We start from the raw sequence: 25,995 nt of genomic DNA, 5'->3' as shown, positions 1-25,995 counted from the left end.
CCGGGGTGGACGAGGTTTCACGTAAAACATTCGCCACAAGGGCCCCGTGTCACCAGGTGTCGTCGTGGATGGCGACGGCTCGGGCCACCGCTTCGGCGCTCGCGGGGAGCAGCGGCAGGCGTACGTCCGGGGTCGGGATCAGGCCCTGGGCGTGCAGCACGCCCTTGAGCACGGCCGGGTTGGGCTCGGCGAACAACGCCGCCGAGAGCCGGGCCAGCGTGTGACCGGAGAGCCTGGCTCCCTCGGCGTCCCCGGTGCGCCAGAAGTAGACCAGGTTGGCGAACATCTCGGTCTTCAGGTGCGCGGAGGCCAGGATGCCGCCCGTCGCCCCCAGCCCGAGCATCGGCGAGATGAGGACGTCGTCGCCGCCCACCACGTCGAACCCGTCGATCGGCTCCCCGAGCAGCTCGACCGTGTCCTGATCGATCCCGCCGACCGCGTACTTCATCCCCACGATCCTCGGATGGGCGGCCAGTCGCCGCAATGTGGCGATGCTCAGGGTCTGGCCGGTGCGGTAGGGGACGTGGTAGATCACCAGCGGCACCGGCGCCTCCTCCGCCAGCGCCTCGAAGTGGGCGACGACCCCGCGCTCGCCGGGCCGCAGGAAGTACGGCACCGTCACCAGCGCGGCGTGCACCCCCTCCGGCAGCTCGCGCAGCGCCCTGGCCGTCGAACGGGTGTCATTGCCCGTCACGCCCACCGTCAGCACCGCCCGCCCCGCGCAGACCCGCACGCACGCCTCGATCACCCGCGAACGCTCCTCGGGGTCGAGCACCGCCACCTCGCCGGTCGTGCCCAGCGCGACCAGTCCGTCCGCGCCGTTGTCGAGCACGTGCCGGCCGAGCTTCTCGATCGCGTCCACGGCCACCTCGCCCGCGGAGTCGAACGGCGTGACCAGCGGTACGTGGATTCCCTTCAGCATGCTCCGATCCTGCCGCCCCTGGACACGTTAGGTCCAGCGCGGATATCTTCGTTTGAGCTTAAGCTGAACTTATGCTCGACCCGCGCAAGCTCCACCTGCTCCGCGAACTCGCCCGGCGCGGCACGATCGCCGCGGTCGCGCAGGCCGTCACGTTCACGCCGTCGGCAGTCTCACAGCAGCTCAGCGCACTGGAGCGGGAGGCGGGCGTGCCGCTGCTGGAGCGCACGGGGCGCACGGTGACGCTGACGCCCGCCGGGCGGTTGCTGGCGGAGCACGCGCAGGCCGTACTCGAGCAGCTCGAACGCGCGTCGGCGGCGCTGGCCGCGATCCGGGGCGGGCCCTCGGGGCCGCTGCGCGTGGGCGCCTTCCCGACGGCCGCCCGCGTGCTCCTGACGCCCGCCCTCGCCGACCTGACCGGCGCGCATCCGGGGCTGGAGCCGATGGTCTTCGAGATCGACCCCGCCGACGTCTCGGCCGCGCTGCGGGCCGGGGAGCTGGACGTGGCGCTCGTGCACGAGTACGACTTCGTCCCGCCCGTCACCGACGCCTCCATCGAGACCGAGCCGCTGTTCAGCGAGGCGATGTACCTGACCGGCCGCCCCTCCGTCGCCGCCGCCCGCACCGACCCGTGGATCACCGGCAAACCGGGCACCCTCTGCCACACGATGGCGATCCGGGCCTGCCAGGCGGCCGGTTTCGAGCCCCTCGTACGGCACCACATCGACGACTTCGACACCGTCCTGGCCCTCGCCGCGGCCGGTCAGGGGGTCGCGCTCGTGCCCCGCCTGGCGGCCACCGGCCCACCGGAGGGCCTACGCCTGACCCGCCTGCCACTGAGCCGCCGCACGCTGGCGGCCTTCCGGCGGGGGAACGGCGAGCACCCGGCGATCGGCGCCGCCATCACCGCCTTCCGCGCCGCCATCACCCACCTCCCCCTCTGACCAGCACCGCCGTCACCGGTCTCCCGCGCTGACCGGCACAGCCGTCCCCCGCCGTGCGCTCCCGACCGGCGCTCCGGCGCTCCGACCCGCACGGACCGTCACCGGCCCCCCTCCCCGAGCAACCCTCTGATCAGGACGGCGAAGCCCGCGGCGAGTCGTTCCGGCTTCCCCGCCCGCAACTGGCCCGCGATCGGCTCCATGTGCAGCGTGCCGAGCAGCATGTGGGCGATCTGCTCGGCGTCCACGTCCGGCCGCCCCTCGGCGATCAGCCCGGAGACGTGCCGGTGCCAGGAGACGTAGATCGGGTTGGCCTCCCTGGGCTGTTCCGCGGCGCTCTTGCTGGTGACGATCGCGTGCTCGTGCGCCGCCATGAGGTTGCCGTTGCGCGCCGCCAGCGCGGCCACCTCCGCGAGGAACGCGACCAGCCGCTCGGCGGGCCCGGCGCCGGGTCCGAGCGGCGGCGGCCCCTCTGCCACGGCCTGCTCCAGCTCGCGGGCCCGCTCGGCCATGAGTGCGAGCATGAGCCCCGTACGGCTGCCGAACCGGTGGAAGACCGTCCCCTTGCCCACGCCCGCCGCCGCGGCCACCCGCTCGACGGATACCTGCTCGGGCGGGTGCCGCCGCAGCAGTTCCTCGGCCGCCCGCAGGATCGCCTGCCGGTTGCGCGCGGCGTCGGCCCGCTCTCGACGTTCCATCCGGTCATTCTTTCCCATAGACAAACTTGACCGCTGGTCCATATATTAACAGGACCACTGGTTCAGATATCTGGAGGAAATCATGCGCGCGATCGTCCTGGCGGCCACGGGTGGGCCCGAGCGGCTGGAGCCCGCCGAGCTGCCGCGCCCCCAACCGGGCGAGGGGCAGGTCCTCATCCGGGCCCAGGCCGTCGGCGTCAGCTACGCGGAGACCCAGATCCGCGCGGGCACGCTGCCGTTCCCGCTGGAGCTGCCGGCCGTGATCGGCGCCGAGGCGGTCGGCGAGGTCGTCGAGGCGGGCCCGGGCGTGACGGACCGGCCGATCGGCAGCATGCTGGTGGGCATGACGGGCGGGGTGGGCGCGTACGCCGAGTACGTGCTCCTCCCGGCCGCCCTGACCTGCCCCGTACCGGACGGTGTGACCCCGGAGGAGGCCCTGGCGGTGGCCACGCCCGGCGCGATCGCGCTCGGCCTGCTCCACCGGGCCAGGTTCGCGGGCGGGGAGACGATCCTGGTGGAGGCGGGCACCAGCTCCGTCGGCACCTACCTCGTCCAGCACGCCAAGGAGTTCGGCGCCGGCCACGTGATCGCCACCGCCGGGTCGCCCGACAAGCGGGACCGGGCCGCCGAGCTGGGCGCCGACACCGTGCTCGACCACGGCACGCCCGGCTGGCCCGGCGACCTGCCCGACGTGGACGTGGCCTTCGAGTCCATCGGCGGCGCTTCGGCCACTCAGGTGCTCGGCCACCTCACCCCGGGCACCGGCCGCATGCTCTCCTACGGCCTGCTGAGCGGCGAGCCCGCCGCCGTCACCGCCGCCGACCTCATGGAACGCGGGGTGACCATCACCGGCTGCAGCGGCCCCGCCTGGGCCGCCGAGGTGTTCGGCACGCACTACCCGGAGATGCTGGCCCGCCTGGCGTCGGGGCGGAGCGAGGCGTACGTCGCCCGCACGCTGCCCCTGGAGAAGGCCGCCGAGGCGCACCGCCTCCTGGAGAGCCGGGCCGTGACGGGCCGCGTCCTGCTCACCCTCTGAAAGAGGCTCACCCCTGATCGGGGACGCGCGAAGGTTTGACGCCCAGCTCGGCCAGCGCCCGCGCCCAGGGGTCGTCGCCCGGCTCCAGCACCACGCGCACGCCGTCCGCCCGCAGGTCCTCGACGCTGCGCACGAACGGCGTGCGCCCGGCCAGCGCGCTGTTGACGAACGGCAGCACGACCACGGGAATGCCCAGCCCCGGCGCCTCCGCGAGCACGCCCAGGGCATAGGTGTCGGTGATGCCCAGGGCGAACTTGTTGATCGTGTTGTACGTGGCCGGCGCCACGATCATGGCGTCGGCCCTGGGCGGTTTGGGCTCGTGCGGCTTGCGGTAACGGCTGCGCACGGGCCGTCCCGTCCGCCTCTCCAACTCGGCCACGTCGATGAAGTCCAGCGCGGAGGGGGTCGCCACGACCTGCACGACCCACCCGTCGTCCTGCGCCAGGTCGATCAACCGGCCCACCTCGGCCGCCGCCCCGGCCGCGCAGACGACGACGTAGAGGGTCTGACCCGGCGATGCGTTCACGCGATCCACTCCCAGGGACACGACGACGTTCCCCGCCATTCTCCGACGGCGCGGCGACCGAGAAGGGCGGGCAGGGCGGCTGAGAGGCTCCTCAGGGACTCTCAGGCCGGGCACAGCGAGCGCGACGCAGTCTGGAGACATGGATCAACTGCTGCGCAACCCCGCCATCGCTGCGGGGCTGACCAAGGTGGAGGCCAGGATCCGGCGGCTGAGCGGCTCCTCCGCGCTGCCCGCCATCAACGCCGGCGCCGGGCGCATCGTCGCGGCGGGCGGCAAGCGGCTGCGCCCCGCGATGACGCTGGCCACGTCGCTCGCGCTGGGCAAGGCCCCCGACCGCCGCGTGATCACCGCGGCGGCCTGCGTCGAGCTCGTCCACGCGGGCTCGCTCGTCCACGACGACCTCATGGACGGCGCCACCGAGCGCCGCGGCGCCCCGACGCTCAACGCCGAGCTGGGCGACGGCAAGGCGCTGGTCATCGGGGACTTCATGCTGGCCAGGGCCGGGCTGGCGGCCATCACCAGCGTGTCCAGGCCGGTCGCCGAGGTGCTCGCGGCCGCCGTGGTGGAGCTGGCCGAGGGCCAGTACCTGGAGACGGCCGAGCTGTTCAACACCGCCCGTACGAGGGACAGCGCGCTGCGTTCCATCACCGGCAAGACGGCCGCCCTGTTCAGGGCCGGGTGCCTGGTGGCGGCGGTGTGCGCCCGCGCCACGTCCGAGGACAGGGCGCGCGTGGCGGCGTACGGGGAGAAGTTCGGGCTGATCTTCCAGGTGCTCGACGACCTGCTCGACCTGACCGCCTCCAGCGCGCAGCTCGGCAAGCCGGCCGGGCACGACCTGCGACAGGGCGTCTACAGCCTGCCGCTGCTCATGTCGGGCGCCGACCTCGGCGGCCTGCTGGGCCGGGACATGGGTGACGAGCAGGTGGCGGAGGTGCTGCGCAGGCTGCGGGCGAGCCGGATGACGGCCAACACGATCGAGTACTGCCGGGGCCTGGCCGCCGACGCGCTGGCCGCCCTGCCGGTGATCCACGACGAGGAGATGGCGGGCCTGCTGTACACGCTCCCGTCCGCCTACATCGACCACGTGGAGCGCATGACCGCGCTGACCGCGGTCGGTTGAGATTTGTTGGAACAATTGGTAATAATCAGCGGCAAAACCTGGAAAGAGTACTCATACTTGGGGTACACAGACCAGGAGCCCGCTCATGCGAAAGATCCCCCCTCGCATGGCCAAGGAGGAAGACCTGGCGCCGAGCCAGTTCCTCCAGCTTGCCACCGTGGACTTCACCGGAATCTACGCGGTCCACCTCGCCGCCAAGGACGAGCGGCTGAAGATGACCAGGCTCGCGCTGAGCCTGCTGTCGGGCCCGTTCCTCGCGGCCGTCGCCCTGGCCGGCGCCAAGGTCGTGGACCCGCAGACCCTGACCAGGTGGCAGCACGTGCCGTGGTACCTGTTCGCGCTGGTCACCGCGTTCGGCCTGCTCAGCGTGCTGCCGTTCTTACGCCTCATCGAGGCGGTCGACGCGCACGCCAGGACGGCCCGCGCGATCAACAACTTCCGCCTCCTGTACGCCACGAAGCTCAGGGACGAGCTCGGCTGGAGCCCCAATCTGCCGATCGACCCGCGCTTCCCCGAGACGTACGCGCCGCTGGCCTGGCCGGGCATCAACGTCATGGTGCTCGCGACGGTCAACTCGACCTACCTGACCGTCGGCGTCACCGGCCTGAGCGGCCAGGAGCCCAACCTGCTCCTGCTCATGACCGGCATCCTGCTCGTGGCGCTGGTCCACTACGCCGTCTACTACGTGCGCTGCAACGTCACCAGGCGACGCCGACTCCCTCACCACCCGACTCAATTTCCGAATTTGGAGGGATAAATGCCCAGCCCAGCACATTGGGCGTCATGTGGGGAGGCGTGGATCTGGTTGATGCGCCATGTCTGGTCGGCGGGCAAACCCGCCGACGACGATCGGGGACCGGTCATCGAAGGGCCGGCGGTGTTGTTCGACATCGCGCGCGTGAGCGGGGACGACCCGATCATCGCGCGGTACGGCGACCCGGACCGGCTGGCGCTCTACCGCAGGAAGTTCAGCGAGGAGGTGGTGGTGCCGCCGTTCAAGTACAGCTACGGGGCCAGGCTCGCGGGCCAGCTCGGGTGGGCCGCCGACCTGCTGCGGGTCAAGCCGTACAGCAAGAGCGCGTGGATCTCGCTGACCGCTCCCGGCGAGGAGTACGACGCGGTGCCGTGCCTGATCGGGCTGGCGTTCCGGATCAGGGAGGGCGCGCTCGCCATGACCGCGACCTTCCGCTCCCAGAACGCCTTCACCAGCTACCTCAACTACCTGCCGCTCTCGGAGGTGCACGCGGCCATGGCCGCCAAGCTCGGGACGGAGCCGGGCCCGATGCGGGTGTTCGTGGACGTGCCGCACCTCTACCTGTCCGACACCAGGCAGGCGCTGGAGGTCATGCGCCCCGCGTCGCCCCGGCCGCCGTGAGCGGCTCCGCGATGTCCTCCAGCGCCCTGCGCTCGGCCTTGACCCCGAGGAACAGTTCCACCAGCCCACCGGCGATCATCACCAGGCCGCCGATGACGAACGCGAGCGCCGTGTCCCTCGGCACCCCGCTCGAGACCAGCGACGAGAACACCAGCGGCCCCGCGATGCCGCCGGCCGCCGTGCCGATCGCGAAGAAGAACGCGATGGCCATGGCCCTGGTCTCCATGGGGAAGATCTCGCTGACCGTCAGGTACGCGGAACTGGCCCCCGCCGAGGCCACGAACAGCACCGCCGACCAGCACGCCGTCAGCGTGACCGCGGTGAGCACGCCCTGGTCGAACAGCCAGGCCGTGCCCAGGAGGAGCACCCCGGACCCGATGTACGTGGCCGAGATCATCGGGATCCGCCCCACGGTGTCGAAGAGATGGCCGAGCAGCAGGGGCCCGAGGAAGTTCCCGACCGCGATGACCGCGAAGTAGTACCCCGTGTACGTGTCGATCCCGAAGAACGTGGACAGGATCTGCGCGTACCCGAAGGTGATCGCGTTGTACAGGAACGCCTGCCCGACGAACAGCGACAGCCCCAGCACCGTCCGCTTGGGATAGAGCGCGACCATGGTGTGCGCGATCCGGACGAACCCGATCGACTTTCGCGTGTGCACGGTGATCGACCGCTCGGGCTCCGGGAGGTCGTCCCTGCCGATCCCGCGCTCGATGTCATCGACGATCCGCTCGGCCTCCTCGCCCCTGCCGTGGATGAACAGCCAGCGCGGGCTCTCCGGCACGTTGCGCCGTACGAGGAGGATGGCCAGCCCGAGCACCACGCCCAGCCCGAACGCGATCCGCCAGCCGATCGCGACCGGCAGGTCGTTCAGCAGCGGCACGGTCAGCAGGGCGCCGCCGGCCGCGCCGAGCCAGTAGCTGCCGTTGATGATGATGTCGATGCGCCCGCGGTGCCGGCTCGGGATCAGCTCGTCGATGGCCGAGTTGATGGCCGCGTACTCGCCGCCGATCCCGAAACCGGTGATGAACCTGAACAGGAAGAACCACCACGCGCTGAACGAGAACGCGGTCATCAGCGTGGCCACCAGGTAGACGACCAGCGTGATGATGAACAGCTTCTTCCTGCCGAACCTGTCGGTCAGCCAGCCGAAGAACAGCGCGCCGGAGCACGCCCCCGCCACGTAGAGCGCCGCGGCCGTGCCCGCCACCTGGGCCTGGGTGATCTCCAGGCCGCTGCCCGGCTTGGCGAGCTGGGCGGAGAGGTTGCCGACGATGGTGACCTCGAGCCCGTCGAGGATCCAGACGGTGCCGAGACCGACGACGATCATCCAGTGCCAGCGGGACCAGGGCAGCCGGTCCAGCCGCGCGGGCACCTTGGTGGTGACGGTACCGGTTTCCACGTCGCTCATAGGCTCACGCGGCTACCCGGAGATCGGGATTTCTATCCGGCGGGCTTCCTGGCCTCGACGATTACGGTGCCGGACCACGGGCCGCCGGCCCAGAAGCGCCAGCCCGCGTCGCGCCGGCGCACGTCGACCACGCCGAGCCCGCGCAGCGTCTCCTCGTACGCGGCGGTGTGACCGACGTCGGCGATCAGCATCAGGCCGCCGGGCCGCAGCACCCGATGGGCCTCGCGAACGACCTCGGCCCGCCCGTCGGCGTCGCGGACGGTGTGCACGGCCCGGCTCGACACCACCACGTCGAAGACGTCGTCACCGAACGGCAGGTCACGCAGGTCGGCGGTCACCAGGTCCACCCGCTCGGCGACGCCTTCCACCTCGGCGTTCACCCTGGCCGCCGGCGGGCGGGCGCGCGACCGTCCGCGGGAGCGCCACAGGTCGACGCCGGTCGCCCGGCCGCTCTCCAGCCGCCCGGCGGCCAGCAGCAGCACGGTCCCCCGGCCGCAGCCCAGGTCGAGCAGGCGCTCGTCACCGCGTAGCCGCCGCAGCTCCTCGGCCCAGACCGCGAACTTGCCGCGCCGCGCGGTGTAGACGTGGCTGACCGCGCTGGCCAGTGTGTAGAGCGCGCCGAACAGGAAGGCCAGGCCCGCGGCGAGGATGTCGAGGGAAAAGGAGAGCGCGGCCAGGGCGCCCAGCACGACCGCTCCGAGGAGCGAGCCGGCCACTGCCCACGGCGCGTCGAAACCGTAGCTGCCGTGTCGCTTGCTCACGTTCACATTCCAGCTCAAGCTCGTCTTGACGGGGAATTGACCAACCCCTTCCCTTTCGTCCCGCCTATCAAGCACAACGCTTTACTACGGTGACCTGGATGGGCACACACTGGGGGATTGACCAGGCATGATGGGGGCAAATCGGCGATTCGGGCTGGTTGCGAGCATCGCGCTGACGGTGGCCTCGACCATGCTGTGGGGCGTCGCGCACCTGGCCGCCGAGCGGCGCAAGACCGGTCTGACGCTCATGTTCGCCTACGTGCTGATGCTGGCGGCCGTGCTGGGCGTGTTCACCGCCTTCAGCGCCAACCTCCTGTCCCTGGCCGTCCAGCCGCGCTGGCTCACCTGGCTGACGGTGGCGCTGGTGGTGATCGCGCTGATGTGGACCGGCGTGATCATCTGGTCGTTCCTCCTCGTCCGTCCTGACCGCTCCCACACCGTCAGCCGCTTCCTGACCACCGTCCTGACGATCGCGCTGTGCGCGCTCGTCCTGGTGCCCAGCGTGTACGCCGCGCGGCTGGCGTACGTGTCGCGCGACGTCGTCACCACCCTGTTCGCCCCCAGCGACAACACCACGCCCGTGCTCGCCCAGGACCCGTGGAACGGCGCGGAACGGGTCAACTTCCTGCTCATCGGCGGCGACTCCGCGCCGAAGCGGCCGGGGGTGCGTACCGACAGCATGACCGTGGCCAGCGTGGACGTGGAGACCGGCGCGACCGTCCTGTTCGGCCTGCCGCGCAACCTCCAGCAGGTCCAGCTCCCCTACGGCCCGGCCAGGGACCTCTTCCCCTTCGGCTTCACCGGCACGGGCCCCGACACCCCCGGCCTGCTCAACGAGATCTTCCAGTTCGCCGAGGACAACCCGAGCATGGTGCCCGGCGTCGAGGACGGCAGACGCGGCCCCACCCTGATCAAGCAGACCATCGGCGACATCCTCGGCCTGCCCGTGAACTACTACGCCATGGTGGACATGAAGGGCTTCGCCGAGATCGTCGACGCCATGGGCGGGGTGCAGGTCACCATCAAGGCCCCCATCGTGTACGGCAAGCGCCGCGAGGGCCTCCTCCCGGCCGGCACCCGCAAGCTGTCGGGCGATGAGGCCCTCTGGTTCGGCCGGTCACGTACCGACAGTGACGACTACGTGCGCATGGGACGCCAGAAGTGCCTGCTCAATGCCGTCGCCAAGCAGGCCGACCCGATGACGGTGCTCAACAGCTTCGAAAGCCTCGCCGCCGCCACCAAGCGCGCCATCTCCACCGACCTCCCCCAGGACCTCCTGCCCGCGGCCGTGGACCTGGCGCAGAAGGTCAAGGACACCAGGATGCGCAGCCTGAGCTTCGTACCGCCGCTGATCGACACCGCCGACCCGGACTGGTACCTCATCCGCCGCGAGGTCACCCAGGCCCTTGAGGAGCGCTCGCCCTCCCCCACGGTCCAGGAGGAGCCCGGCAGGACGGCCGTCGACCCCTACGCCCCGTCCCCGAGCCCCGCCCTCAGCCCGAACATCCCCATCAACCTCGACACCACCTGCGCCTGACCGCACATACCCACCGCGACCGGGACCCCGTCCGCTCCCGGTGACCTCCCATGCCAGGAAAGCTCCACCGGCGTGCACCGGCTGTGGCATGATGGTGACTGTCCAGAACGGAAACGATTTTCATCACCACCAGGAGGACCGCAGTGAGAGTGGCGTTCGTCGGAAAGGGCGGCAGCGGCAAGACGACGATGTCGGCCCTGTTCGCCAGGCACGTGGCCGGCCAGGGCGCCCCCGTGGTCGCCGTGGACGCCGACATCAACCAGCACCTTGCCCTCGTCCTCGGCCTCGACGCCCAGCCCGAGCCGCTCGGCGCCCACCTCACCGAGATCAAAGACCGCCTGCGCGGCGCCAACCCGCGCATCCCCTCGGCCGAGGCCATGGTCAAGACCACCCCGCCCGGCCGCGGCTCCACCATCCTGAGCTTCGACGACCTCGCCGCCGACCCCTACGGCCTGACCACCCCCGACGGCCTGCGCCTGCTCGCCACCGGGCCGTTCAGCGAGGACGACCTGGGCGTGGCCTGCTACCACTCGAAGGTCGGCGCGGTGGAGCTGCTGCTCAACCACCTGGTCGACGGCCCCGGCGAATACGTCGTGGTCGACATGACCGCCGGCGCCGACTCCTTCGCCTCCGGCCTGTTCACCCGCTTCGACCTGACCTTCCTCGTCGCCGAGCCGACCAGGCAGGGCGTCAGCGTCTACCGGCAATACCGCGACCACGCCGCCAAATACGACGTCGCGCTGGCCGTGATCGGCAACAAGGTGCACGGCGAGTCCGACGTCGAGTTCCTGCGCGAGCACGTGGGTGACGATCTCCTCACCTGGATGGAGCACTCCGCCGCCGTCCGCGCGATGGAGCAGGGCCGCCACCTCACGCTCGACGACCTCGAGCCGGCCAACGCCGACGCGCTCGCGCTGCTCCACAAGACCCTCGACGAGCAGGTCAAAGACTGGGCCAGGTTCGGCCGGCAGACGGTGGAGTTCCACCTGCGCAACGCCCGCGCGTGGGCCGACGACCGCACCGGTCTCGACCTCGCCGAGCAGGTCGACCCCGGCTTCGTCTACGGCCCCTGACCACACGAGTGTTCCCGCCAGGACTCTGGAGCGGGCCGCTCCGGAGACCTAACGTCCGATTCGACCCCTTCGAGAGGAGACAGCATGTCGCTGACCGTTCCGAACGATCTGCTCGACCAGGCCAGAGCCGGTGAGGTGGACGACGCGGCGTTCCTCGCCTGCGTCCGCGACTCACTTCCCTACGCGTGGTCGCTGATCAGCGAGCTGGTCAAGCAGCGTGAGCACAGCGGGGCCCAGTTCGCCGACAACGAGGTGCCGCCGCCGTCGGAGGAGGCTCGCGGCCAGCTCCTGCGCTGCCTGGCGAGCGACTCGATGCGCGGCGCGCTGGAGCGTCACTACGGCGTGCGCCTGGCCTTCCAGAACTGCCACCGGGTCGCGGTCTTCGACCCGGCGGCGACGAAGGCCCTGGCCGACTTCGTCACCCCGCGCGCTCAGATCCTCAACCAGAAACCTGAGCTCGTCGACTGCTGAGCCCCACCCCGCGAGCCGGCCCCTGGCCGGCTCGCCCCTCATCAGCGCTCTCCTCGGCGGTGCTCACTTCGACGGTGCTCTCCTCGCCGGTGCTCTCCTCGACGCAGCAGCGGGAGCACCTCGGCGCCGAACCTCCTGATGTTCTCCAGCGTCCGCCGGTGCTCGCCCAGGCCCTCCACGAGCAGGACGAAGTGCTCGATGCCGGTCTCCTCGGCCGTCCGCCGCAGCGTCTCGGCGCAGTGCTCGGCCGACCCCACCGGGTGGATCCGCGTCAGCAGATCCACGTACGCGCCGACGTCCAGCCTGGCGCGCGGCCGGCCGTCCACCGGCACGTAACCGGCCAGCCCAGGCCCCAGCCACGCGGGCATCGCCTTCTTGAGCTCGCGGACGGCCGCCGCCGTGGAGTCGGCCACGTACGCCACCCCCGCCGCCACGTGCCCCGTCACCGGCCCGCCGTGCTCGCGGTACCGCCCGACCACGGCGGCCTTCTCCTCGTCGCCGATGTGCAGGCCGAGCAGCATCGGCAGCCCGCGCTCGGCCGCCATCGCCACGGTGGCCTCGGAGGTGCACGCGACGACCGGCCGCAGGCGGGCCGCCGGCACCATCGGCACCTCCCTGAAGCGGAAGAACTCCCCGTCCGCGGCCACCGAGCCGTCCGACAGCGCGGCGACCAGCAGGTCGAGCGACTCGCCGAAGCCCCGTTCGTAGCGTTCGAGCCCGGTGCCGAACACCTCCAGGTCCACCCACGGCCCGCCCCTGCCCACGCCGAGCGTGAACCGCCCGCCCGACAGGTGGTGCAACATCGCGGCCTGCTCGGCCAGCGCCACGGGGTGCTGGGTGGACAGCACGCTCACGGCCGTACCGAGCCCGATCCGGGTGGTCCTGCCGATCGCCACCCCGGCCAACGTGATGGGCGACGGGCACACCCCGTACGGCATGAAGTGGTGCTCGGCGATCCACGCGTCGTCGAAGCCCGCCTCCTCGGCCGCGACGATCCACTCCAGCGCGTTCGCCAGCACCTTCCCGGACTCCTGGCCGGGGAACAGCCCCGCGACGACAAAGATCCCGATCCGCATTCCCCGAATGATGGCCGAACACCGCCGCGGATGCGCACCGCACGCGACGCCCGGTTGCGCCGACGTGGGTGGCGGGTCAGGCGAAGAGGCTGTCCTGGCCCTCGCCCACCAGCGGGTCGCGGTGCCGCTTCAGGTGCCGCCACCGGGGCAGGTCGTCGAGGTAGGACCAGGAGAGCCGGTGGTGCGGGGTCGGCCCCAGCCGGGCCAGGGTCTCCTGGTGCTGGGGCGAGGGGTAGCCGGCGTTCTCGGCGAAGCCGTAGTCGGCGCATCCGATCGTCGCCATGTACGCATCGCGCCGCACCTTGGCCAGCACCGACGCCGCCGCGACCGAGATGCTGGCCGCGTCGCCCTTGACCTCCAGGCGTACCGGCCAGGGCGCGCCGATGTAGTCGTGCTTGCCGTCGAGGATCACCGCGTCGGGGCGCACCGGCAGCGCCTCCAGCGCCCTGCGTGCCGCCCGGCGCAGGGCCTCGGTCATGCCGAGCGTGTCGATCTCCCGGTGGGTGGCCTCGCCGAAGCCGATGCCCGCCGCCCAGCCGGTGAGCGCGTCGGCCAGCGGTCCGCGTCTGGCCTCGGAGACCTGCTTGGAGTCGGTGAGGCCGGGCGGCGGCTCGGACAGGTCGGTGACGACGGCGCACACCGTGACAGGACCGGCCCACGCGCCGCGCCCCACCTCGTCGACGCCGGCGACCGTGCGGGTGCTGGGCTGGGCGAGGAGGAGCTGCTCGATGTCGTACGTCGGCGCCATGAGCGCAGACGCTACCGCGTCCGGCGCCCTCGCACGCCGCACACCGAAGGACGGCCCACCCCGGACGACCCCTCGCACGACTTGCACCGCATGACCCGCGCCGCACGACCCGCCCCGCGCGGCTCGCCTCGCACGACTCGCCGCCGTCACTCGCCGAACGAGCGGCCCACGTCGTTCGCCGAGCGCACCGGGTCGGCCAGCGGGTCGTCACCGGCCGGTCTGTTGTTCTGTGCCCGTTCGGCCGGCCGTACCGGCTCCAGGTCGGCCGCGATGTACCGGGCCGCCACGTGGATGGCCCGCAGCGTCACCGACACCGACGGCCGGTGCACGCTGGAGCCGCGCGCCACCGCGTGCACGTCGCGCCCCACCGGGTTGCCGGGGAACTGCCGTACGGCCAGCCCCCGCACCCCGGCGGCCAGCGCCAGCGCGGGTACGGCCGCGATGCCGATGCCCTTGGCGACCAGCGACAGGATGGTCCCGAGGCCCTCGAACTCCCACGGCGTCGGCCGGGTGCCGCCCACGTCCACGAGCAGCCGGTCCACCGCCAGGCGCGAGGGCTCGCCGTCGGGCGTGGCCATCCAGGGCTCGTCCCGCAGCTCGCGCAGGACGACGGGCACGTCGGGGTCGGCCAGGCGGTGCTTGCGCGGCACCACCAGCACCAGGGGGTCGCACAGCAGGGGGAAGACGCGCAGGCTCTCGCTGTCGCGTACGCGGCCGTACCAGTCGTCCACGAGCGCGATGTCCACCTCCCCCGACTGCACCTCGCGCATCCCGCGCCCCGACCTGCTCTGCCCCAGCCGCAGGGTCAGCTCGGTGTGGCGGCGCAGCGAGCGGGCGAGCGCGGGCGCGAACGCCACCGCCGCCGTCGGGAAGGCGGTCACCACGACCCGCCCCGACGGTGTGCCGGCGTGCGCGGACAGGTCGGACTCGGCCTCCTCCACCATCGACAGGATGCGCTCGGCGTGCATGACCAGCCGGCGGCCCGCGTCGGTCAGCTCGGCGCTGCGTGCCGTACGGTCGATCAGCGCCGTGCCGGTCTCGCGTTCGAGCGCGACGAGCTGTTGGGAGACGGCCGAAGGACTGTACCCGAGCGACTCGGCCGCCGCCGCGATACTTCCCTTTCTCGCGAACTCGCAGATCAGGACCAAACGCCGCAATTCGAGCATCAGACTTCCTTATGCCTACCCACAAAAAGCCTCGCTTGTGCTGATGCCTTCATCCAACCACGCTGGGAACGTGACAAACATGACCGTAACTCTGTCGGCCACCCTGGCGGCCAACGAGGACATCGAGCGAAGACGACGCGCCGGGGAGCGCGTGCTGCACCTGGCCTTCGGTGAGGCAGGTCTGCCCGTCCACCCGGCGCTGCGCGACAGGCTGGCCGCCGCCTCAGAACGCAACGGCTACGGGCCGGTCGCGGGCGCGTCCGAGCTACGGACGGCGGCGGCGGGCTACTGGACACGACGGGGGCTCATCACCGACCCCGAACTGGTCGTCTGCGGCCCCGGCAGCAAGTCGCTGCTGTACGGCCTGCTCCTGGCGATCGGCGGCGACATCGTCCTGCCGATGCCCAGTTGGGTCAGCTACGCCGCGCAGGCCGACCTCGTGGGCTCGCGTCCTATCCTGGTGCCCGCACCGCCAGGAGAGGGTGGGGTGCCCGACCCCGACCTGGTGGCCGCGGAAGTGCGCCGGGCCAGGGCGGAGGGCAGGACGGTCAGCTCCGTGCTGGTGACCCTGCCCGACAACCCGACCGGGCGCCTGGCCACGCCGGCCACCGTCGCCCGGCTGGTGCGGGTCGCCCGCGACCTCGGTCTGATGATCATCTCCGACGAGATCTACCGCGATCTCATGCACGACCCGTCGCTGCCGTACACCTCACCGGCGGACCTCGCGCCCGAGCGCACGATCATCACCACCGGGCTGAGCAAGAGCCTGGCGCTGGGCGGCTGGCGGATCGGCGTGGCCCGGCTGCCGGAGAACGGGCACGCGCTGCGCAGGCGCCTGCTCGCCGTGGCCAGCGAGATCTGGTCCGCGCCCGCGGCTCCCGTGCAGGAGGCCGCCGCGTACGCCTTCGGCGACCCGCCCGAGCTGACCGACCGCATCGCCCGCAGCCGCCGGCTGCACGGCCTGGTCGCGCGGGCCGTGTACGAACGCTTTGCCGAGATCGGCGCCCGCGTGGCGGTGCCCCAGGGCGGCTTCTACCTCTACCCCGACCTGAGCCACCTGCGACTCGGCGGCTCCGTCGAGATCACCAAGCTGCTGCTGGAGGAACACGGCATCGGCGTCCTGCCCGGACACGCCTTCGGCGACGACCCCTCGGCCGCCCGGGTACGCGTCGCGGTGAGCCTGCTCTACGGCGACGCCCCCGAGGAGCGGCAGGCCGCCCTGACCAGCCCCGATCCGCTTCAACTCCCCTGGATCGCGGACAATCTCAACTATCTGTCCATGGGTCTGAAAGAGCTGTCGCTGATCCGGCACGGCGTGGTGGGCGAACCGCACCCCGCGCTCGTCCCTACCCCATGTCACGGTTAGGCGAATCTTTCCCCAAGAGCGGGTTTACCATCCCCCAAAAGGGGCCTCTGACCTGCGGAAACTCAGGGCCCGCGAACGACGCGGAAAGTTGGGGTCAACTGCCTGGTGACGTGCGCGGCGAGCAGCCCCCATCATGTGCTCATGCCCGCTCTTGTCACCCTGTCCGGGCGCTCCGTGCGCCTGGAACCTCTCAGCCTCGCGGTGGTCGATGACCTGGTCACCGCGGCGAGTGAAGACCGCTCCACCTATGCCTTCACTCGTGTCCCGAATGGGCGGGACGAGGTGGTCTCGTACGTCGAGGCCGCCATGGCTGAGCAGGCGGAGGGCCGCACCATGCCCTTCGCCATCCGGTGGCTGAACACCGACCGCGTGGTCGGTGCCACCCGTCTCATGCACCTGGAGTATTGGCAGGGCCCCATGCCCTGGCCGCCGGGTACACGCGGTGCGGTGGGCGACATTCCGTCCGTGGCTGACATCGGTTACACCTGGCTGGCCGCCAGCGCCCAGGGCACAGGTGTCAACCGGGAGAGCAAGTTCCTCATGCTCTCGCACGCCTTCGAGACGTGGAACGTCCACCGCATCACCCTCAAAGCAGACGTACGCAACACCAGATCCCGGGCCGCCATCGAGGCCCTCGGCGCACACTTCGACGGGGTGCGGCGAGCGGATACCCGAGGCGCCGACAACACGGTCCGAGATACCGCGTTCTACTCGATCCTGAACTCCGAATGGCCGGTCGTGCGCGACCGCCTGCTCATGAGGCTCGGACTGGTCGAGGCAGCCTGAGAAACCATCCACCACGGCCCCGCCCGATTCCCAGGGCGGGGCCGGTATTTTTCGCCGCCTCCGCGCGCTCTACATGACACACGCCCCCGCGATGTGCGTCACGCCTAGCCGACCTTCAGCATCCAGGGGCGGGCTCAACACCGGATTAAAGGCGGATCAACGAGTCGGTTAACGGATCAACCCGGATCTAGGTGACGAGCGACTCGGGATCTATCATTTGGTAACAAATCATTCCATTGGCTGGGAGACAGACGGCATGGCTGGTCAGAGCGATGAGGGCGGGCTGCGGTTCGCCGTGCTCGGTCCTGTCCGCGCGTGGCGAGATGGTCAGGAGCTCGACCTGGGCACCCCGCTGCAGCGTTCCATCCTCGGCATGTTGCTCCTGCGCGCGGGCCACGCGGTCACCCCCAACGAGATGATCGACGCGGTGTGGGGCGAGGACGCACCGCCGCGGGCCCTGGGCGCGCTGCGCACGTACGTCTCCAGGCTGCGCACCGTGCTCGAACCCGACAGGCCCGCCCGCTCCCGGCCCGAGCTGCTCACCTCCATCGGCCGCGGCTACGCGCTGCTGCTGCCGGAGGACGCGCTCGACCTCACCCGCTTCGAACGCGGCATCGGCCAGGCCGAGACCGCCCGCAAGACGGGCCGGCTCCCCGAGGCCGCCGCGGCGCTTCGGGCCGCGCTGGCGCTGTTCGAGGGCGAGCCGCTGGCCGGCACCGTCGGCCCGTACGCGGAGCACCAGCGCGACCGGCTCATCGAGCGGCGCATCAGCGTCGTCGAGACGCTCATGGACGTCGACCTGGAGCTGGGCAACCAGGCCAGGATCGTCTCCGAGCTGATCGCCCTGACCGCCGACCACCCCCTGCGCGAACGGCTGCGCGCCCAGCTCATGCTGGCCTACTACCGCTGCGGCCGGCAGGGCGACGCGCTCAACGTGTTCACCGAGACGCGCGAGGCGCTCATCGACGAGCTGGGCATCGAGCCCGGCCCCGAGCTGACCGCCCTGCACCAGCGCATCCTGGCCGCCGACCCCGCGCTCGCCGCGCCCGTCCAGGTCCACTCGGACGTGCCCCGGGAGGAGCCCGCGGAGGCGGACGAGCCGCAGCCGCCGATCGAACTCCCCCGGCCCGCCCAACTGCCCGCCGCGCCCGGCGACTTCACCGGCCGCAAGGAGATCGTCGTACGCCTGCGCACGCTGCTGTCGGCCCGGTCGTCGGCCGAGGGCGTGCCGGTGGCGGCCATCTCCGGCATCGGCGGGGTCGGGAAGACGGCGCTGGCCGTACACGTGGCGCACCTGCTCGACGACGTCTTTCCCGACGGCCAGCTCTATGCCGACCTGCGCGGCTACACCGACGGAGCGACCGCGCCCGAGTCGGCGCTCGGCGGCTTCCTGCGCGCGCTCGGCATCCCGCCCGACGTCATCCCCGACGGCGCGGCGGAACGTTCCGCGCTCTACCGCTCCATCCTCGCCGAGCGGCGCATCCTCGTCCTGCTCGACAACGCCCGCGACGCCGAGCAGGTCAGCCCGCTGCTGCCGGGCTCGCCGGGCTGCGCGGCCATCGTCACCAGCCGCGTCAAGCTCGCCGACCTGCCCTCGGCCCGGCTCGTCGACCTCGACGTGATGGAGCCGGGCGAGGCGCTGCGGCTCTTCGCCGCGGTGGCCGGGGCCGAGCGGGTCGCAGCCGAGCAGGGCGCGGCCATGGACGTGGTGGCCGCGTGCGGGTTCCTGCCGCTGGCGGTGCGCATCGTGGCCGCCAGGCTGGCCGCGCGGCCCTCGTGGACCGTCGCCTCCCTGGTGCCCAGGCTCGCCGACGAGCAGCGCCGGCTCGACGAGCTGCGGGTGGGCCACCTGGCCGTGGAGGCCACGTTCGCGCTCGGCTACGGCCAGCTCACCACCGCCCAGGCGCGCGCCTTCCGGCTGCTCTCGCTGCCCACCGGTCCCGACATCTCCGCAGGGGCGGCCGCGGCCGTGTTGTCGATGAGCGCGTTCGAGGCCGAGGAGATGCTGGAGTCGCTCGTGGACGCCAGCCTGCTGGAGGCCCCCGCGCCCGGCCGCTACCGCTTCCACGACCTGCTCAAGCTGTTCGCCCGCCGCGCCCTCGACAAGTCCGAACGGCCCCAGGCCCAGACCATGGCGCTGCGCCGGCTGCTCGGCTTCTACCTGGCCTCCGCGCAGTCCGCCCACACGCTGGCCTACGAGGGCAGCATGATCCCCGGCAACCTCGTGGTGGTCGGCAGCGGCCTGACGTTCACCTCCGCCGACGAGGCCGTGGCCTGGCTCATCTCCGAGGGCGACTCGTTGTTCGCGGCCATCAGCCAGGCCGCCGCGGCGGCGCGTACCGCGGAGCAGCTCCTGCCCGCCGCCGACCTGCTGGTGGCGATGGAGCCGCTGCTGGAGTCGGGCACCCACACGCGCGAGTTCGACCACAGCACCCGCGCCGTGCTGGCCACCGCGCAAAACCTCGGCGACCAGGCCGGCGAGCTGCGCGCCCGCTACGTGCTGGGCCGGGTGCTGTTCGCCGGCAACCGGCTCAAGGAGGCCGAGCGGCAGTTCAGGATCGTGGACGAGCTGTCGCGCGCCCGCGCGGAGCGGATCGTCACCGGCGAGGTGCTCAACGCGCTGGCCGTCGTCGTCGGCAGGCAGCGCCGCCACACCGAGGCGCTGTCGCTGTTCGACGCCGCGACGCGCTTCTACCGCGAGAACGACGTACCCGCCGGCGAGGCCCTCGTCCTCAGCTACTCGGCCCGCGACCACCTGGGGCTGAACCGTCCGGAGGACGCGATCACCGCCGCCGAGAAGGGCCTGGCCATCTTCACCGAGATCGGCAGCGGCGCCGGCACCGCCCGCGCCCGCTACCACCTCGGCGTCGTGCTCAGCCGCGTGGGCCGCCTGACCGAGGCCGTCCACCACCACGCCGAGTGCCTGGCCTTCTTCCGGGCCGGCAAGCAGCGGGTCTGGGAGCAGCGGGTGTGCTCCAGGCTGGCCGAGACGTTCATCGCCGCCGAGCGCTACCCCGACGCCGTACGCCACGCCGAGGAGGCCCTCGTGGTCTCCCGCGAGATCGGCCACCCGTACGGGGAGGCGCTCTCGCTCACCGTGCTCGGCAAGGCGCTGCACGGGCTCGGCAGCACGACCCGCAGCCGCGAGTGCCTACGGCAGGCTTTCGAGATCTTCTCCCGGCTCGGCGCCCCCGAGGCCGGCGATCTCAAGGTCCTGCTCGACAGCGTCCCCGCCCGGCCCGCCACCGACCCCGCCGCCGAGTCCGCCGCTCAGTCCGTCGTCGAGTCCTGAGTACAGCTCGTCGTCCAGACGTGTCATCCACACATGGTTGATCAAGGCTGTCCTTAGGGAGTCACGAAGATCGTCGTGATCGAATGTGTGCAGCCCGGCCGGCCATCCTTGGCCACCACGCGTCGCTAGGGGGCCCGGTCATCCGGATGCTCCGCGCGGCGGCCGGCCGCCTCACTCAGACGACCGGCCGGACCTGACACGGCCCTCGAACCCCCCAGGTCCGTGTCTTCCCCCGAGCCTCCACCCGCGGTGTCAACGTCGAATCAACACCGGATCAAAGCAGGAAGTAACCCTCGGCGATGAGCGGCCGGACCGCGTCGGCGTTGAGGAGCTCACCGTCACCCACCAGCTCGGCGATCACGTTGAGCAGCGGGCCGAGCGCCAGCTCGCCGTCGCACACCCCGGCCAGCGCGGCCTCCACCGTGCCGACCTCCCTGCTGCGGCGCAGCCCCTGCGTCTGGCGCAGCACGATGCGGATGGGGTCTTCCGCGCCCGGCAGGCTCACACGCTCGTCGAGCAGCCCGGCCACGGTACGCAGCCGCGCGCCGTCCAGCCCCGTGACCCGATGCGCGGCGGCGATGGCGTCGACGACCGTGTCGACGTAGTCGCCGACCGGCAGCGAGACCTGGTGGGAGAGGTGCTCGACGCGGACGACCGGGTCGAGCGTGCCGGAGTTGCGCATGGTGATCCAGCCGAACCCGACGCCCTCCACCCGGCGCTCCTCGAACCAGGCCAGCCAGCGATCGTAGTGCTCGGCGTAGGCAGGGGTGCCCTGCTCGGCGGCGTCCTTGAGCCACAGCTCGACGTACTCGGCCGGGTCCTGCACGTCACGCCGGACCACCCAGGCGTCGCAGCCGGTCTCGCGCAGCCAGCCGCCCACGCGGTCGCGCCAGTCCTCGCCCTCGACCTGCAGCCAGTTGGCCAGGAAGTGGGCCTGGCCGCCGGGGTTGAGATGGCGGGGAGTGCGGCGGACGAGGTCGCGGCAGAAGTCGTCGCCCTCGGCACCCGACTCGCGATAGGTCAGCCTGCCCTCGCGCGCCGGGGCGACGACGAACGGCGGATTGCTCACGACCAGGTCGAACAGCTCGCCCTCGACCGGCTCGAACATCGGCCCCGTCCGCGCCTCGACCCCCTCGACGCCGGACAGCGCCCAGCTCAGCCGGGCCAGCTCCAGCGCCCGCGGATTGACGTCGGTGGCCACGATCTGCCCGGCCCGCCCGGCCAGGTGCAGCACCTGCACGCCGCAGCCGGTGCCCAGGTCGAGCGCGCGGCCCACCGGGCGGCGGCTGACGAGCTGGGCCAGGTTGGCCGAGGCGCCACCGGCGCCCACCACGTGGTCGGGCCGCAGCGCGGGGTCGCCTGGGCGTACTTTGCGGTCGGAGACGAGGTAACCGCCGGTCTCCCACGGCTGGAGGTGGACGGTGGCGCTGACCCGGGCACCGTCGGCGGCGACCAGCCCCGACGCGAGCACCTCCGGCGCGACCGCCTTGGCGGGCACGGGGACCCCGAGCCACCACAGCCGGATCAGCGTGCCGAGCGGGTCGCCGTCAGCCGTCGCGCGCAGGGCCGGCGTCAGCTCCTCGCGGGCCAGGGCCGAGGCGGCCACCGCGCCCAGGCGCTCGCGTACGCCGTCGATCGTGTAGCCGGTGTCGAGGAGATGATGGCGCAGTCGTTCCACAGGACCATCTTTTCACCGCGGGCTCCCCCGCATGATCTGGTATCGACGGTGCTCATACTGTTACGTACGCGCCCAAGCGTTCCGCAAGCGGGGAACAAGTGACGCGCGGTATCTGTAGGGGGCCGGCACGTCACCCCGAGGAGCGGACCGATGCTGATCCCCTGCCTGGCTTGCGGGTCCCGATTCGGGCCCGACGAGTACTTCAGCGCCTGCTCCGACTACAACCGCGGCCTCGACCTGGTCTCGTGGACGTGCCCGCGCTGCGGCAACCGCGACGACCTGCGCGTGCTGCCGGGCGAGCTGGGGTTCGGCTATCCGCACCGGGGCAGGTTCGACGTGCTCGACCGGGTGCGTGTGCCCGGGCTGCGCAGGCAACGGGGTGACCTGCGGCTGGACATCTCGCTCGACCGGGCGAGCTGGCGCGTACCGACCCGGCTCCGCCAGCCCGTCTGACCCGCGCGGACCGTCGCGCTCCCGTCTACGCGGGTGCGCGCGCGTGGGCGGGCCGGTCCCCGCGCAGCAGCCGCGCGATGTCCTCCACCAGCTTGTCCGCCAGCTCCTCCCGGCTCTCCCCGGTGGCCTCGCCGAGCCGGGGCGTCAGCACCACGTTCGGCAGCCGGGTCAGCGGATGGGCCCGGTCGAGCCACTCGCCCTCGAAGTGGTCGAGCCCCGCGCCGCCCACCCGGCCCCATTGCAGCGCGTCGACCAGTGCCTTCAGGTCGTGCAACGCCCCGCGCGAGGTGTTGAGGTAGATCGCCCCCTGGCGCATCGCCCCGAACTCGGCGTAGCCGAACAGGCCCCTCGTCTCCTCGGTCAGCGGCACGTGCAGCGACACCACGTCGGCCTCCGCGATCAGCGCGGGCAGCGTGTGGGTGGCCTCGGGCACGAACGGGTCGCAGACGATCACCCGCATGCCCAGGCCCTCACAACGCCAGCGCAGGGCCCGGCCGACGCTGCCCAGGCCCACGATGCCGACCGTCCTGCCGGTCAGCCTGCGACCGCGGTGGCGCTGGGCGGGCGGCACCCTGCCGTGGTAGACGCGCCCTCTGCGCACCTCGCGGTCGGCGGCGACGATGTTCCTGCTCACCGCGAAGAGCAGGGCGAGCGTCAGCTCGGCCACCGCCTCCGGGTCGCGTTCTGCCGCGTGCAGCACGGTCACGCCGCGCTCGGCGGCCAGCGCCATATCCACGCTCGCGGGCGGGCCCATGGTGGCCACGACGTCCAGGTGGAGCCCGAGCACCGACGTGCGCACCTGGTCGCCGTCGGTGATGAGCACGGTCGCGCCGGTCTCGATGACCAGATCGGCGAGTTGCTCGTCGGTGAAGCCGAGGCTCGGTCGTGCGGGAACCTCGGTCAGATCGGCGATCTCGCCCAGGCGGGCGAGCGCGCTCTCCGGCAAGGTGGGCAGCACCAGCGCCCGAGGTCGTCTCACATTTGCGACAATAACACCACAGACGGTGCTCGGATCATTGCTCCCCGCGCAGGGCGGAACCCCGCGCCGCGGCTCACTCGGGAGGCTGGCGCAGGCTCTGCCAGGCGGCCTCGCCCAGCCCCTTGATCTCCTCCTCGGTGGGGGTGTGCGCGCTGGCGAACCACAGCCGGCACATCTCCTGAGCGGGCCCGAGCCACAGCACGTAGCACATGGTCGCGTGCACGGGCTGGAGCAGGCCGTTCTTCATGTGGGGGCGCCACCAGTCGGAGACCTGCCGGAAGAACCCGCGCCGCGCCTCGGCCACCTCGGTGCCGCCGGGCTCGTGCTTGCGCGGGGGGCGCTCGCTGATCAGCAGCCGCGCGCGCTCGGGGTGCTCGCCGGCCCACCGCATGTGGAAGGCGACGATGGCCTCGATGCCGTCGCGGGCGCTGTCGTGGCGGACCAGCTCGGCGAGGAAGGACTTCTGGTAGGCGTCGAGGATCTCGGCGTACAGCACGCCGAAGACGTGCTCTTTGCTCGCGAAGTGGTGGTAGAAGCTGCCGACGCTGACACCGCTCTCCTCGCGGAGACTGGCCAGGGTGGTGGCCGACACCCCGTCCTGGCTGAATCGCCGCAGGGCGCCCTCGATGATCCGGGTACGGCCGTCGCGTCCGTTCTTGGCAGTCTTCACACTGTCAATGGTGTGCCAACAGAACCTTGTTCCGCAAATAGCGCAGCCTCGTCGATCATAGCGGTCACCTCCACCGTTCCGGATGTGACCTTCATCTCAGCGTCCGGCCAGAGGCGGCGGACCAGCCTGAGCGCGCGCCGGTTCTCGCCCATGACGTCCATGCCCACGGTCCTGGCACCCCGTACGAAGGCCCGCAGCAGCAACGTGTCGACCAGTCTGGGCCCCAGCCCGCGCCCCTGCCACTCGTCGGTGACGACCACGGCGATCTCCACGTCCAACCGGTCTCCCCGGTAGCTCATCGCGTGGCCGACGATCTCGCCGTGGCCGGTGGTGGCGACGAGCGCGTCACGGCGCTCGTCCAGGGCGAGCAGCACCCGTACGAGCCCGGGGGGCAGGACGGAGACGCCGGTGAAGAACCGGAGCGTCCGGGTGTGCAGCGACAACCCGGCCAGGAAGTGCCGGATCCGGTCATCGTCCTCCGGGCGGGCCGGCCGGATCTGAGGTCGTTGCATAGACCCAGCCTCCACCGAAAGGCTGAGTCTGTCAATTGAACTCAGATATACTACGTGGATGAACGTGCCATCCCGCATGGGTTTTCGGGTGGACAATTGCTCGATCGAGCGCACCCTGGACATCGTCGGGGAGAAGTGGACCTTCCTGGTGCTGCGCGAGGCGTTCACCGGCGTGCGAAGGTTCGCCGACATGCAGGCCACCACCGGCGCTCCCCGGCAGGTGCTCAGCGCCCGCCTGGCCCGGCTGGTCGACGAGGGCCTGCTGCGCAAAGAGCCCTACCGCGAGCCGGGGCAGCGGCAGCGCGACGAATACCGCCTCACCGAGAAGGGCCGCGACCTCTATCCCCTGCTGGTCGCGCTCATGCACTGGGGGGACAAACACCTGGCGGGCGAGCAGGGCCCGCCGGTGCTGCTCACCCATCGCGACTGCGGCGCCCCCATCGAGCTGCGCTTCCGCTGCGCCGCGGGCCACGAGGTCGGCGGGCCGCGCGAGGTCACCCCCGTGCCGGGGCCCGCGACCGACCTCAGGAGCGCCTGAGCCCAGGTCGCGTTGGGGAGCACCCCTCCCGGTCCCTAACCTGGAAGGCGTGTACCGGTTCCTGCTGACGCCCCGCTGGATCGCACTCCACGTGGTGGTGCTCCTGGTCATCCCCGCCTTCGTGTTCCTCGGGCGATGGCAGTTCGGGCGCTTCGAGGAACGCTCGGCCAACAGCGAACGGGTCACCGCCAACATCGAGGCCGCCCCCGTGCTCCTGGAGCGGCTGGCCGCGCCGGGGCAGCCGGTCAAGGAGGACGACCGGTTCAGGAAGGTCACCGTCACCGGCACGTACGACCCCGCCCACGCCCTGCTCGTACGCCGCCGCCCGCAGGAGGGCCGCACCGGCTACTACGTCCTGACCCCGCTGGTCACCGGCGGCGACACGGCCGTGATCGTGAACCGGGGCTGGGTCCCCGCGGGCGCCACCGCCGACACCGCCCCCGAGGTGCCCGCCCCGCCGACCGGCCAGGTGACGGTGACCGGACGGCTCCGGACCAGCGAGACCGAGGAGTCCAGCGGCATCCGCGACCTCTCCGGCCTGCCGGCCGGGCAGGTGCTGCTGATCGACGCCGGCCGGATCGGCGAGGGGCTGCCGTACCGGCTGGTCGGCGGATATGTCGAGCTGACCGAGCAGCAGCCCAGGCCCGCCGCCGCGCCCGACCCGGTACCCGCGCCCGACGTCGGCTCGGGCGGCGGGCTCAACCTGGCCTACGGCGTGCAGTGGTGGATGTTCATCGGGATCGCGGTCGCCGGATGGGCGCTGCTGATCCGGCGCGAGGTGGCCGAACGCAGGGCCCAGGAGACCGCCGGCAGCACTGAGACGGCCGGGCCGCAGAATGCGGAGACCGCCGCCAATTAAGGTA

General features: G+C 71.8%; 26 protein-coding genes. 14 read left to right on the top strand and 12 right to left on the bottom strand.

What is annotated here, in order from left to right; all coding sequences use genetic code 11:
• Positions 1–49: 49 nt before the first annotated feature.
• Positions 50–922 carry a 4-hydroxy-tetrahydrodipicolinate synthase gene (gene dapA / locus ABD844_RS19210; protein WP_344879167.1) on the bottom strand — a complete coding sequence of 291 codons (873 nt, stop codon included), beginning with the start codon at positions 920–922 and terminating at the stop codon, positions 50–52.
• A 71-nt stretch (positions 923–993) separates the two neighbouring features.
• Here dapA and ABD844_RS19205 point away from each other — a divergent pair, with 71 nt between their 5' ends.
• Complete coding sequence (locus ABD844_RS19205) at positions 994–1,863, top strand: LysR family transcriptional regulator (protein ID WP_344879164.1); 870 nt, start codon at positions 994–996, stop codon at positions 1,861–1,863.
• Positions 1,864–1,961: 98 nt separating this feature from the next.
• Here the strand turns inward: ABD844_RS19205 and ABD844_RS19200 are convergent, their stop codons facing one another.
• A complete protein-coding gene (locus tag ABD844_RS19200) occupies positions 1,962–2,558 on the bottom strand; it encodes a TetR/AcrR family transcriptional regulator (protein WP_344879161.1) in 597 nt (198 codons plus the stop codon).
• Positions 2,559–2,640: 82 nt separating this feature from the next.
• Here ABD844_RS19200 and ABD844_RS19195 point away from each other — a divergent pair, with 82 nt between their 5' ends.
• Entirely contained in the window at positions 2,641–3,594 is a 954-nt protein-coding gene (locus tag ABD844_RS19195) for a quinone oxidoreductase family protein (protein WP_344879158.1), read from the top strand.
• A gap of 7 nt (positions 3,595–3,601) precedes the next feature.
• Here the strand turns inward: ABD844_RS19195 and ABD844_RS19190 are convergent, their stop codons facing one another.
• Complete coding sequence (locus tag ABD844_RS19190; RefSeq protein WP_344879156.1) at positions 3,602–4,120, bottom strand: flavoprotein; 519 nt, start codon at positions 4,118–4,120, stop codon at positions 3,602–3,604.
• A 139-nt stretch (positions 4,121–4,259) separates the two neighbouring features.
• Between ABD844_RS19190 and ABD844_RS19185 the strand changes: the two genes are divergently transcribed.
• From ABD844_RS19185 to ABD844_RS19175, 3 genes are all read left to right on the top strand, one after another.
• Complete coding sequence (locus ABD844_RS19185) at positions 4,260–5,240, top strand: polyprenyl synthetase family protein (protein ID WP_344879153.1); 981 nt, start codon at positions 4,260–4,262, stop codon at positions 5,238–5,240.
• Between the two features lie 85 nt (positions 5,241–5,325).
• On the top strand, positions 5,326–5,997 hold the full coding sequence (locus ABD844_RS19180) for a hypothetical protein (RefSeq protein ID WP_344879150.1): 672 nt from the start codon (positions 5,326–5,328) through the stop codon (positions 5,995–5,997).
• Between the two features lie 51 nt (positions 5,998–6,048).
• The gene (locus ABD844_RS19175) at positions 6,049–6,615 is read left to right on the top strand and encodes a thymidylate synthase family protein (RefSeq protein ID WP_344879146.1); all 567 of its coding nucleotides are present in this window, start codon (positions 6,049–6,051) and stop codon (positions 6,613–6,615) included.
• Here the strand turns inward: ABD844_RS19175 and ABD844_RS19170 are convergent.
• Positions 6,584–8,026 carry an MFS transporter gene (locus ABD844_RS19170; protein ID WP_344879143.1) on the bottom strand — a complete coding sequence of 481 codons (1,443 nt, stop codon included), beginning with the start codon at positions 8,024–8,026 and terminating at the stop codon, positions 6,584–6,586. The genes ABD844_RS19175 and ABD844_RS19170 overlap by 32 nt on opposite strands.
• Positions 8,027–8,058: 32 nt before the next feature.
• A complete protein-coding gene (locus ABD844_RS19165) occupies positions 8,059–8,787 on the bottom strand; it encodes an SAM-dependent methyltransferase (RefSeq protein WP_344879140.1) in 729 nt (242 codons plus the stop codon).
• Between the two features lie 127 nt (positions 8,788–8,914).
• Here ABD844_RS19165 and ABD844_RS19160 point away from each other — a divergent pair, with 127 nt between their 5' ends.
• From ABD844_RS19160 to ABD844_RS19150, 3 genes are all read left to right on the top strand, one after another.
• Positions 8,915–10,324 carry an LCP family protein gene (locus tag ABD844_RS19160; RefSeq protein WP_344879137.1) on the top strand — a complete coding sequence of 470 codons (1,410 nt, stop codon included), beginning with the start codon at positions 8,915–8,917 and terminating at the stop codon, positions 10,322–10,324.
• Between the two features lie 143 nt (positions 10,325–10,467).
• The gene (locus tag ABD844_RS19155) at positions 10,468–11,397 is read left to right on the top strand and encodes an ATP-binding protein (protein WP_344879134.1); all 930 of its coding nucleotides are present in this window, start codon (positions 10,468–10,470) and stop codon (positions 11,395–11,397) included.
• Between the two features lie 84 nt (positions 11,398–11,481).
• Positions 11,482–11,868 carry an SCO5389 family protein gene (locus tag ABD844_RS19150; RefSeq protein ID WP_344879131.1) on the top strand — a complete coding sequence of 129 codons (387 nt, stop codon included), beginning with the start codon at positions 11,482–11,484 and terminating at the stop codon, positions 11,866–11,868.
• A gap of 41 nt (positions 11,869–11,909) precedes the next feature.
• On the opposite strand, the gene ABD844_RS19145 is transcribed toward ABD844_RS19150, so the two are convergent.
• The 3 genes from ABD844_RS19145 to ABD844_RS19135 form a co-directional block, all read right to left on the bottom strand.
• Positions 11,910–12,944, bottom strand: coding sequence for an LLM class flavin-dependent oxidoreductase (locus ABD844_RS19145; protein ID WP_344879128.1), 1,035 nt, complete (start codon positions 12,942–12,944; stop codon positions 11,910–11,912).
• 76 nt (positions 12,945–13,020) lie between these two features.
• On the bottom strand, positions 13,021–13,692 hold the full coding sequence (locus ABD844_RS19140; RefSeq protein WP_344879125.1) for a ribonuclease HII: 672 nt from the start codon (positions 13,690–13,692) through the stop codon (positions 13,021–13,023).
• Between the two features lie 146 nt (positions 13,693–13,838).
• Positions 13,839–14,858 (bottom strand): LysR family transcriptional regulator, encoded by a 1,020-nt coding sequence (locus ABD844_RS19135; protein ID WP_344879122.1) that lies wholly within the window; start codon positions 14,856–14,858, stop codon positions 13,839–13,841.
• Positions 14,859–14,937: 79 nt separating this feature from the next.
• Here ABD844_RS19135 and ABD844_RS19130 point away from each other — a divergent pair, with 79 nt between their 5' ends.
• The 3 genes from ABD844_RS19130 to ABD844_RS19120 all read left to right on the top strand — a co-directional run bounded on the left by ABD844_RS19130 (position 14,938) and on the right by ABD844_RS19120 (position 20,302).
• A complete protein-coding gene (locus ABD844_RS19130) occupies positions 14,938–16,224 on the top strand; it encodes a pyridoxal phosphate-dependent aminotransferase (RefSeq protein WP_344879120.1) in 1,287 nt (428 codons plus the stop codon).
• A gap of 141 nt (positions 16,225–16,365) precedes the next feature.
• Positions 16,366–17,010, top strand: coding sequence for a GNAT family N-acetyltransferase (locus ABD844_RS19125; RefSeq protein WP_344879117.1), 645 nt, complete (start codon positions 16,366–16,368; stop codon positions 17,008–17,010).
• Positions 17,011–17,266: 256 nt separating this feature from the next.
• A complete protein-coding gene (locus ABD844_RS19120; protein WP_344879115.1) occupies positions 17,267–20,302 on the top strand; it encodes an AfsR/SARP family transcriptional regulator in 3,036 nt (1,011 codons plus the stop codon).
• A gap of 274 nt (positions 20,303–20,576) precedes the next feature.
• Here ABD844_RS19120 and ABD844_RS19115 read toward each other — a convergent pair whose 3' ends face one another.
• On the bottom strand, positions 20,577–21,980 hold the full coding sequence (locus tag ABD844_RS19115; RefSeq protein ID WP_344879112.1) for a DUF7059 domain-containing protein: 1,404 nt from the start codon (positions 21,978–21,980) through the stop codon (positions 20,577–20,579).
• Positions 21,981–22,130: 150 nt separating this feature from the next.
• Between ABD844_RS19115 and ABD844_RS19110 the strand changes: the two genes are divergently transcribed.
• A complete protein-coding gene (locus ABD844_RS19110) occupies positions 22,131–22,433 on the top strand; it encodes a hypothetical protein (protein WP_344879109.1) in 303 nt (100 codons plus the stop codon).
• Between the two features lie 25 nt (positions 22,434–22,458).
• Here ABD844_RS19110 and ABD844_RS19105 read toward each other — a convergent pair whose 3' ends face one another.
• The 3 genes from ABD844_RS19105 to ABD844_RS19095 form a co-directional block, all read right to left on the bottom strand.
• Positions 22,459–23,412 carry an NAD(P)-dependent oxidoreductase gene (locus ABD844_RS19105; RefSeq protein WP_344879106.1) on the bottom strand — a complete coding sequence of 318 codons (954 nt, stop codon included), beginning with the start codon at positions 23,410–23,412 and terminating at the stop codon, positions 22,459–22,461.
• Between the two features lie 73 nt (positions 23,413–23,485).
• Positions 23,486–24,082 carry a TetR/AcrR family transcriptional regulator gene (locus ABD844_RS19100; RefSeq protein WP_344879103.1) on the bottom strand — a complete coding sequence of 199 codons (597 nt, stop codon included), beginning with the start codon at positions 24,080–24,082 and terminating at the stop codon, positions 23,486–23,488.
• Positions 24,079–24,594 (bottom strand): GNAT family N-acetyltransferase, encoded by a 516-nt coding sequence (locus ABD844_RS19095; protein ID WP_344879100.1) that lies wholly within the window; start codon positions 24,592–24,594, stop codon positions 24,079–24,081. The genes ABD844_RS19100 and ABD844_RS19095 overlap by 4 nt, the downstream gene beginning before the upstream one ends.
• A gap of 58 nt (positions 24,595–24,652) precedes the next feature.
• Here ABD844_RS19095 and ABD844_RS19090 point away from each other — a divergent pair, with 58 nt between their 5' ends.
• Positions 24,653–25,132 carry a winged helix-turn-helix transcriptional regulator gene (locus ABD844_RS19090; RefSeq protein ID WP_344879097.1) on the top strand — a complete coding sequence of 160 codons (480 nt, stop codon included), beginning with the start codon at positions 24,653–24,655 and terminating at the stop codon, positions 25,130–25,132.
• Positions 25,133–25,181: 49 nt separating this feature from the next.
• Entirely contained in the window at positions 25,182–25,991 is an 810-nt protein-coding gene (locus ABD844_RS19085) for an SURF1 family cytochrome oxidase biogenesis protein (protein ID WP_344879094.1), read from the top strand.
• Positions 25,992–25,995: the final 4 nt, after the last annotated feature.

Source organism: Nonomuraea antimicrobica (assembly GCF_039536965.1).
Taxonomy (GTDB): Bacteria; Actinomycetota; Actinomycetes; order Streptosporangiales; family Streptosporangiaceae; genus Nonomuraea; species Nonomuraea antimicrobica.
Note: the sequence above shows the minus strand (reverse complement) of the source record. Positions and strands in the feature narration are given on the sequence as shown.